This is a genomic window from Spirulina subsalsa CS-330, from assembly GCF_028330765.1.
Classification (GTDB): Bacteria; Cyanobacteriota; Cyanobacteriia; order Cyanobacteriales; family Spirulinaceae; genus Spirulina; species Spirulina subsalsa_A.
Genome location: NZ_JAQMTY010000276.1, coordinates 1 through 8,006, shown reverse-complemented (window position 1 = coordinate 8,006; position 8,006 = coordinate 1). Strand labels below are relative to the sequence as shown.

The following is an 8,006-nucleotide window of genomic DNA, read 5'->3' as shown; positions in this document are numbered from 1 at the left end:
GCTGGGCTAGCGGGGATAGTCTGTGGAGCGAACGTAAGACCATAAACTCCTTGCGGGTGGAGGCTGTTGCTATGAAGCAGAAACCTAAGATGTGAATCTTAGGAATCACTGTGGCTTTAGCCCGGTGAGGATGTCAAGTTGGGCTGGGTATGGATCTGGATAGGGATAACCTACCTATCTTTGATTCCACCGGCAGCGAAGCCTGCTGATTAAGACAGGATTAAGATAGCGCACCCTAATTTTAGAATGTCGAGCGGGGTGAATCCCGTTGATAGAGCCAAGCGAGATCGGAATCTTGGACGTGATGGGCGGGACGGTCAAACCCGATCGCCCCCGATCGCATCCCTAAAATGCGATCGCTGAATTCCCGCGCCAATTCCACCTGATGGAGATTGCACAGGACGGTGATGCCTTCGGTTTTGCACAGCGATCGCAACAGGTGCAACACCGATCGCGCCGTGGTGGGATCGAGACTAGCCACGGGTTCATCGGCCAGGATGAGGCGGGCGCGTTGGGTGAGGGCGCGGGCGATCGCCACCCGTTGCTGTTGACCGCCGGAGAGGTGATCCGCCCGTTGGAAGGCATGATCGAGTAATTGCACCCGTTCCAACGCCGCCAGGGCCTCCCGTTGGAGCGCACGGGGAAATTGATTCGTCAGACATCGCCAGAGGGGAAGTTCCGACAAGCGACCGCCGAGGCAATTTTCTAGGGCGGTGCGGCGGCGGACGAGGTTGAACTGTTGGGCGATGGGGGCAATGTGCGATCGCAGCCGGCGTAACTCCTGGGGGGAACAGTGGGTCAAGTCTTGATCGCCCAGCAGCACCGTACCGCGATCAGCCGGAGTGAGGCGGAGAATACAGCGGAATAGCGTCGTTTTTCCCGCCCCACTGGCCCCTAGAATCGTCGTAAAACTGCCAGGTTCCAAGGCAAAATCCACCCCCTGCAACACCGACACCGCCCCATAGGTTTTATCCAGTTGACGCACCGTTAGCATCGGACACCCTCAAGGAGACCCTAACCGTTGGAGCAATTGGCGGAGGTGGTGGCAGCCGCGCCGATCCGCTGGGTCGGGTTCAAGTTGACAGAGGAGGGGGATTACCTCCGTATCAAAGGCCGGGCGAAACCGCGCCATCGGCCACACCACATCCGGGCAATCGTTCACCGGATACACCACTTCATCCTGCACCAACACCGTAGGCCGTACCCAGCAGGTTTGCCGTTGGGGGATGACTTGGATGATTTCCGCGTAGAGTTGAGCGCGATCGTCTTCGAGACAGACGATCTGATGGGCGTGGAGGGGGTGAGACGATGCCTTATCCATCCTGCGATCCTGCTAACTAGCGGTGGCGGTGGCCTCGGAACTGACCATCTCGCGGAACCGGATCACATCATGGCGCGGATCGGCGGCGCTGACCTGCACTCCGAGGCGATCGCCCAAGGCAATGGAACGATTAAAGCGATGGGGCAATTCTAACCCCAAATCTTCGAGCAAAATTAACCCCAACTGCTCATCTTCCCGCAGCCAACGCAGGAGCTGCACTTCCCACACCGTATCGGCATTGCGGCGCAGATATTCCAGCGTCCAATAGCGGTTGGTTTGGCGTTCGACGAGGATCGCCTCTTGGGCCGAAGCCGTGACGCTGAAGATGATCGCCTGGAGTTGATCCGGGGGGAGGGGCGGGGTTTCGCCTCGGAGGAAGGCTTTGATTTGGAAATGGGTGAGCAGGTCGGTGTAGCGACGGATTGGGGAGGTGGCTTGGGTGTAGACGGGCAAGCCAAGGCCGGCATGGGGGGCGGGGGTGATGCCCATTTCGCTGCGGGGCATGCAGCGGCGCATGGCACAGTAGCGCACGGGGCCGGCGGGGAGTTTCATTAACTCCTCGTCGGGGGGGAGTTCCGGTTGGGGTTGGCCGCGGAAGGGGACGGGGATGTTGTTGGCTTGGGCAAAACGGCCGGTGGCTTCTCCGGCGAGGATCATCATTTCGGCGACGAGTTGGCGCGATCGCGCCTCGTACAGCACCTCAATACTAATATCCTCTTCACTTTTGACCTTGATCGAGGGTTCCGGCATCCGAATTTCAATGGAGCCTTGGGAGCGTCGCCACAGGCGGCGCAGTTGGGCGGCTTCATTAAGGGCGATGATTTCCGGCTCGGCTTGGATCGCCAATTCCAGCATTTCATCCACGTCGAGATAGGTGAGGCGATAGGTGGGTTTAATCCGGCTGGCGTGGATGCTGAAGTCAGCGATCGCGCCCACCTCATCGAGAATCACCCCAAAACTCAACGCCCCGCATTCCTGCCCCTGCACCAAACTCATCGGCCCCACCGCCAATTCCTTCGGGAACATCGGGATCATCCCGGTGGGTAAATACATCGTTGTGCTGCGGCGGCGGGCTTCGAGGTCAAGCCCATCGTTGAGGGTGACGAAGCGCGTCGGGTCGGCAATGTGAATCCAAAGTTTGGTGCGCCCATCGGGGAGGATTTCCACACTCAGACCATCATCAATTTCTTCGGTGCTCTCATCATCAATGGTGTAGACCTTTAGATGGGTGAGATCGAGGCGATCGCGATCGCGATCGGGGGGGAAGGAGTCGAGACGAGATTGGGCCACATCGATTACCTTTTGGGAAAATTGGACAGGGTAAGAACTGCGCCGGAGAGACAGGTTTTCATGGCTCGACCACCAACCCACCTGCACCAACAACTCAAAGGCCTCTTCAGGGGTTGTGGGACGCTGAAGCGAACTTAAGAGATCCTGAGCCGCTTTGTGGGTCTGCTCCGGATAAAGAACGTATTTTTCCAAGGCTTCGAGGCGGGGGCGATCGCTGTCTTGCCACTCCACCTCCCCCGCCGCCAGGGCCGCCTGAAGCCGCGCCAAAAACGCTTCTCGCTCCTGTTCCCGCTGGGCGGCGACGGCGATTTGATGTTTTAATTCCTCTACTTGGCTGCTGGGGCGGGGTTCATAGACATCGCCTTTTTTCTTGAAATAGAGGCGATCGTCCGCGAGGAGCATATGGGCGGCGTAGCAGACGGGCGGCTCTTGGCTCTCATAGAGCAGTTGCGCCAAGTCTGCCGGGGTGACGGCTTCGCCCGCTTCCACCAGCAATTCCCAGGCCACCTCTAGGTTAGAGGGGTCGAGATAGTCTTGAATCGAATCCAGAAAGGCCGGAATATCTGTAGCGTCGTATCCCGGTGCGATTTCGTAGTCGATGCGTTGGGGCTTGAGCGTGTGGGATTGGCCCCGCTCATCGATGAAGACCCAATTTTTTTTCCCTTCAGGGCGTTCTGCTACCGCGAGTTTGCGATCGCCTTGCACCCGAAATTCCACTAATCTACCCTTTTCCACCCGGCCCGCCTTATCCCAATCGCTGCATCTGTTCACTACGGTAGCATAGGTTGATCAACCCCTAGCAGAGTCAACCGCTACAGGAGCGAGGAGAGGCGCGATCCTGAGGCTGCGCCTAGTCCTAGCCTTATGTTGGTGTGGGCATGCTGCACGGGGTTTAATCCGCGTTGACGTAGGGCAGTAGTGCCACGTAGCGCGAATGCTTGATCGCGGTGGTTAAGTCCCGTTGCTGCTTGGCGGTAAGGTTGGTGATCCGGCGGGGGAGGATTTTGCCGCGTTCGGTGATGAACTTGCGCAGCAGTTCGGTGTCCTTGTAGTCAATGGGATCGCCGGGTTTAATCGGAGAAAGTCGTTTACGGAAATAGCTCATGGTTTCGGTGAAATTCGTTAACTAACTAAGGTGATTGATCCAGGGGCGAGGCGCAGGGAGTGCGATCGCTACTTGGTTTCTTTATGAATCGTATGGGTGTTGCAATGGGTGCAGAACTTTTTCAGTTCCATCCGGCCGGTGGTGTTGCGCCGATTTTTCATTGTGGTGTAGCGCGAAACGCCCGCCGACCGCTTGTCGGGGTTGCTGCGACACTCGGTGCATTCGAGAGTGATGATGATTCTAACGCCCTTTTTACTTGCCATGATTGTGAGGTTGCCCCTCCATCCAAAATAAAGACACAATTAGTCATCTTCGCACACGGCGGCGGACTTCATCAAGGCCACGGCGGATCAGAATGTCAAGGGAACAGCCGCGCTTGGTTTGGATCATCACCGTATCAAAGAGGCGATCGTGAACGGCTTGGTTGTATTGTTCATCGGTGTAGGCGATCGCGCAATCCGCCACCAAGGGCGACACCAGCAACAGCGTACTAAAGGGATTAATGAAAAATGCGTTAAACCCCGCCATTGCCAACACGGCCCCAAACCCGATCACCCCTTCCCGTTTCGCCAAGGTATAGACATCGGGCACGCGCCGAAACCGCAGGGCAATCACTTTAATATCCATACACCACATCCCCAAACTCTGTCCCTGGTTGCGATCCACCACCACCACCCGCACCACCAGCCACAATAAAAAGAACACAATCCCCTGCACCAACCCCGTCCCCGCGAAACTACTCCCCAGCCAGACGGTGACAAAATCAATCAAGAAGGCATAAAAGCGACGCTCAAAGGGAACGCGGGGAAAGCTTTTCGGGACGGGGCGATAGTCGGGCGATCGCATGGTGTCAACTCAGTTAAACGGGTGTTCCCATATTGTACGGGAGCAACTCACCTCCCTCTACTCTTCTTCTAGCGGCGCGATCGCGCTTTTCTGTTGGTGCTGCCAGGCGATCGCATTCAGAATCAGTTGACCGTGGCCCGTACATTGGGCTTGATAGTCCTCCTGGGACGCGATCACGGCTCCCATCCGCTCGATCACTTTGCCGTATTTGCGTTCTTTGGCGAGTTCGCGCTCTTCCGGGGTGAGGGGACGAGTCCGAGCGAGGACGGCTTCAATGATGGGGATGTAGGGGGCGGCTTCGTCGGCGGCATCTTGGGCTTCGAGTTGCAGTTTTGTGAGTTGGATGATTTCCTGTGCGCCTTGGACGATGGGGGAAAGTGTGGCGGGGTTGAGGGGTTCGGGATTGTCGTCAGGAACGTAAAAAAGATTGTCTTGGGTCACACCATCGGGAAAATGCTCGGCAGCAATTTCGCCATCTTCCCACATCCGATTCACCAATTCGAGGGCTTTTTCCCGATTGGTGGCAGTGTCGCCGCCCCGGCCTTCAACGGTGACGAGGATGCCTTCTTGGTCGGTGGCAGGTTTGGTGATGTCGCTCACGGCAACAAAGTTTACGGTGGATTTACGCCGTCCCATGTCGGAGGTTCCTTTGGTTCAAAAACACTACTTTTCTAGTGTAATTCGGTGAGGGATGAATGGATTGCAGGATTTAAGGAGTGCGGGCATCTTGCCCGCTGGTGATCCCCATCTTGCCCGCTAGCTGTGCCGCAACGCTTAGAGGGGTTTGGGGTGGGCGATCGCGCCCAATCCTGTTTTAGATCGGCTAAACTTGTGTTTTGTCAACCCCCAAAAACCGTACTTGATCATTCGGTCACACGGAGTTTACAACGCTACAGTTTTGAAAAAATGGTTTCGCTAAAATACCGCCCAAGCGAAATTTGCTGATTCGTCTTGTTTGTGAGTGAAATTGCCATGAGCTATACCTTCGACATTGTTGGGATTGCGCCAATTTTGACCGCCTTTGAATATCAGTACAGTGCGGCGGAAAATCCCCATCGCAGCAAAGCGTATCTCAATAGCCCCCACTGCACCCTCGATAGTTTGATTCAGTCCACGGAGTTGATCCCCAGTAAGCCCCACTGGAATTGGGATGAGGTGGTGGCTCGGATTGTGAATTTTTGGCTGAAGCATGAAGATCGGGTCACCTATTGGCAACAGAAGCTAGCGATCGCAGAGCAAGACACCGTGATCGTCGCCCGTGTGGCCAATGTGGAAACTCTCCGCTCTGAATTTGAAATCCTGCTCGGCGGTAATTCCTAACGGATCAACGGATCACCCGACTTGCGATCGCCACGCGCCACGGGACTGAAGCGAGAGGATCGGGTTAGGATGGGAGAACATTTCAAACCCTGGACTCAAGCGAGCACAGTACAGATGAACGGGAACGGATTTAAGCACAATCGAAACTTGGATCAAAGCAGCAGCACGGGCAAATTTGTCACCCTGCCGCCGCTCCCGTCCACCCAAGACCCTAGCCCCTCCTCGTCCGCCCTCGTCCCCCAACGCTCCCCGGAACAGGCCACCGCCCTGGTCTACCCAGAATTTGATCAGCCGGTGGTGTTGCGTCAATCGCCGCGCTGGTCGCGGATGATTATTTGGACAGTGGTGGGGGTGGTGACCTTTGGCGTAGGCTGGGCCTGTATTGCGGAAATTGAACAGGTGGCCTCCGCCACGGGGCAACTGAAGCCGGAAGACGCGGTAAAAGAAGTGCAAGCCCCGGTGGAAGGGGTGGTGCAGCAGGTGTTTGTGGAGGAGGGCGATCGCGTCGAACCGGGCGACCTCTTGGTGCGGTTTGATTCGGGGGATGCGGTGGCGGAATTACAGTCTTCGGTGAAGGTGCGCCAATCCCTGCTCGAAGAAAATCGCCTCTATCGTAGTGTGCTTGCCGAGGGCGATTCGGCGCAATTGGTGCAGTCCATTGTCAAGTTGAACCTGCCGCCGGATGTGCTGCAATTGACCCGCAATCGTCAGGCGGTGCTAGAGGAAAATCGATTTTATCAAGCAGAACTGAGCGGTAACGGGGCGGGTTTGGGCGCGTCGGATCAGGCACGGTTACAAACGGCCAATGCGGAACTGCGATCGCGCTCCAATGCCTCCCAACTGGCCACCGCCCAAATCCGCCAAGAACTCGAACAAACCCAACTTCGTCTCCAGGACACCCGCGCCGCCCTCACGACGGATCAGCGCGTCCTCCAGGAAATCCAAGCCCGCAACCGCAGCGCGATCGCCCAAGCCCAAGAATCCCTCCAACTCGAAGAGGGCATCCTCGCCAACATGGCCCCCTTGGCCAATGAAGCGATCGCCAATGTCCAAGTGGAACAACAGCGACAACGGGTGAATGATCGCCGCGCCACCCTCCAAGACCTCCAGCGCAACGATCGCATCGAAATCCAAGAACAACAGCAGCAGATCGCCTCCCGTCGCTCCGAAATCGACCAACTCCAGGAAGAACTCCGCCGCCTCCAACTCGATATCGCCCAAGGCCGCGAAGAATCCGCCAACACCACCATCGCCACCCAAAAAAATGTCCGGGATGCGATCGCCACCAACAACAAACGCCTCGCCGACATTGACAGTCAACTGACCCAATCCGTCCTCAATGTCATCGTTGAAAATGAAAAACAAGTGGCGGAAATTGACAGCCGCATCGCCCAAATTCGCCAACGGCTCCGCTACCAAGAAGTCCGCGCCGCCGTCGCAGGCACGGTCTTTGATCTCCAAGCCTTCAACGGCTTTGTGGCGAATTCGAGCGAACTTTTACTCTCCATTGTTCCTGAAGATAATCTCGTCGCGGAAGTCTTTGTCACCAACCAAGATATCGGCTTTGTCCGCGACAATATGCGGGCTGATATTCGGATTGATTCGTTTCCCTTTAGTGAATTTGGAGATATTAAAGGTGATGTCCTGTCCATCAGTTCTGATGCGTTACCGCCCGATGAAATTTATCAATATTTTCGTTTTCCGGTGACGGTGCGCCTCGATCAACAGATGCTATCGGTGGCAGATCGCGACATTCCCCTCAAGTCCGGGATGGCGGTCAGTGTGAACATTAAAGTCCGCGAAAATCGCAAAGTGATTAGTCTGTTTATTGAACTCTTCACCGATAAAGTTGAAAGCCTCAAACAGGTGCGTTAAGGATACAGCTTGTTCAGAAATCATCACGTCCAGATCAGAAGCCCCTCGCCCCGTGGGAGAGGGGTTTGGGGTGAGGGTAATGAGTGAACAGGTTGCAAATCAATCACGGCAGCTACCACGGGCTACCAATTAGGGTGAAGGCGCTCCATTGACATACTCCCCCACTAAACCCTACGGGCTATAGTGGGGGATTCTGAACAGCCAGTTACCTGACCATTTATCCACTCAAACAACGAGAGTTGCAGAGGG

General features: G+C 56.1%; 9 protein-coding genes. 2 read left to right on the top strand and 7 right to left on the bottom strand.

What is annotated here, in order from left to right; all coding sequences use genetic code 11:
- Positions 1-241: 241 nt before the first annotated feature.
- The 7 genes from phnC to PN477_RS19145 all read right to left on the bottom strand — a co-directional run bounded on the left by phnC (position 242) and on the right by PN477_RS19145 (position 5,198).
- Complete coding sequence (phnC, locus tag PN477_RS19175; protein ID WP_272120025.1) at positions 242-994, bottom strand: phosphonate ABC transporter ATP-binding protein; 753 nt, start codon at positions 992-994, stop codon at positions 242-244.
- A gap of 9 nt (positions 995-1,003) precedes the next feature.
- Positions 1,004-1,321 carry a hypothetical protein gene (locus PN477_RS19170; protein WP_272120024.1) on the bottom strand — a complete coding sequence of 106 codons (318 nt, stop codon included), beginning with the start codon at positions 1,319-1,321 and terminating at the stop codon, positions 1,004-1,006.
- Positions 1,322-1,333: 12 nt separating this feature from the next.
- Entirely contained in the window at positions 1,334-3,346 is a 2,013-nt protein-coding gene (locus tag PN477_RS19165) for a ribonuclease catalytic domain-containing protein (RefSeq protein WP_272120023.1), read from the bottom strand.
- A gap of 157 nt (positions 3,347-3,503) precedes the next feature.
- A complete protein-coding gene (rpsR, locus tag PN477_RS19160; protein ID WP_072619491.1) occupies positions 3,504-3,716 on the bottom strand; it encodes a 30S ribosomal protein S18 in 213 nt (70 codons plus the stop codon).
- A 68-nt stretch (positions 3,717-3,784) separates the two neighbouring features.
- Entirely contained in the window at positions 3,785-3,979 is a 195-nt protein-coding gene (rpmG, locus tag PN477_RS19155) for a 50S ribosomal protein L33 (protein WP_072619492.1), read from the bottom strand.
- 43 nt (positions 3,980-4,022) lie between these two features.
- Complete coding sequence (locus PN477_RS19150; protein WP_072619493.1) at positions 4,023-4,562, bottom strand: RDD family protein; 540 nt, start codon at positions 4,560-4,562, stop codon at positions 4,023-4,025.
- 57 nt (positions 4,563-4,619) lie between these two features.
- On the bottom strand, positions 4,620-5,198 hold the full coding sequence (locus PN477_RS19145) for a hypothetical protein (RefSeq protein ID WP_272120022.1): 579 nt from the start codon (positions 5,196-5,198) through the stop codon (positions 4,620-4,622).
- Between the two features lie 336 nt (positions 5,199-5,534).
- On the opposite strand from PN477_RS19145, the gene PN477_RS19140 reads away from it, so the two are divergent.
- Both PN477_RS19140 and PN477_RS19135 read left to right on the top strand, forming a co-directional pair.
- Complete coding sequence (locus PN477_RS19140) at positions 5,535-5,882, top strand: hypothetical protein (RefSeq protein WP_272120021.1); 348 nt, start codon at positions 5,535-5,537, stop codon at positions 5,880-5,882.
- Between the two features lie 114 nt (positions 5,883-5,996).
- Positions 5,997-7,757, top strand: coding sequence for a biotin/lipoyl-containing protein (locus PN477_RS19135; protein ID WP_272120020.1), 1,761 nt, complete (start codon positions 5,997-5,999; stop codon positions 7,755-7,757).
- Positions 7,758-8,006 lie beyond the last annotated feature (249 nt).

Bases quoted from the DNA above. Each gene is read 5' to 3' on its own strand.
- rpsR (WP_072619491.1), bottom strand. From the start codon at position 3,716: ATGAGCTATTTCCGTAAACGACTTTCTCCGATTAAACCCGGCGATCCC.
- PN477_RS19140 (WP_272120021.1), top strand. From the start codon at position 5,535: ATGAGCTATACCTTCGACATTGTTGGGATTGCGCCAATTTTGACCGCC.
- phnC (WP_272120025.1), bottom strand. From the start codon at position 994: ATGCTAACGGTGCGTCAACTGGATAAAACCTATGGGGCGGTGTCGGTG.
- PN477_RS19150 (WP_072619493.1), bottom strand. From the start codon at position 4,562: ATGCGATCGCCCGACTATCGCCCCGTCCCGAAAAGCTTTCCCCGCGTT.
- PN477_RS19135 (WP_272120020.1), top strand. From the start codon at position 5,997: ATGAACGGGAACGGATTTAAGCACAATCGAAACTTGGATCAAAGCAGC.
- PN477_RS19145 (WP_272120022.1), bottom strand. From the start codon at position 5,198: ATGGGACGGCGTAAATCCACCGTAAACTTTGTTGCCGTGAGCGACATC.
- rpmG (WP_072619492.1), bottom strand. From the start codon at position 3,979: ATGGCAAGTAAAAAGGGCGTTAGAATCATCATCACTCTCGAATGCACC.
- PN477_RS19170 (WP_272120024.1), bottom strand. From the start codon at position 1,321: ATGGATAAGGCATCGTCTCACCCCCTCCACGCCCATCAGATCGTCTGT.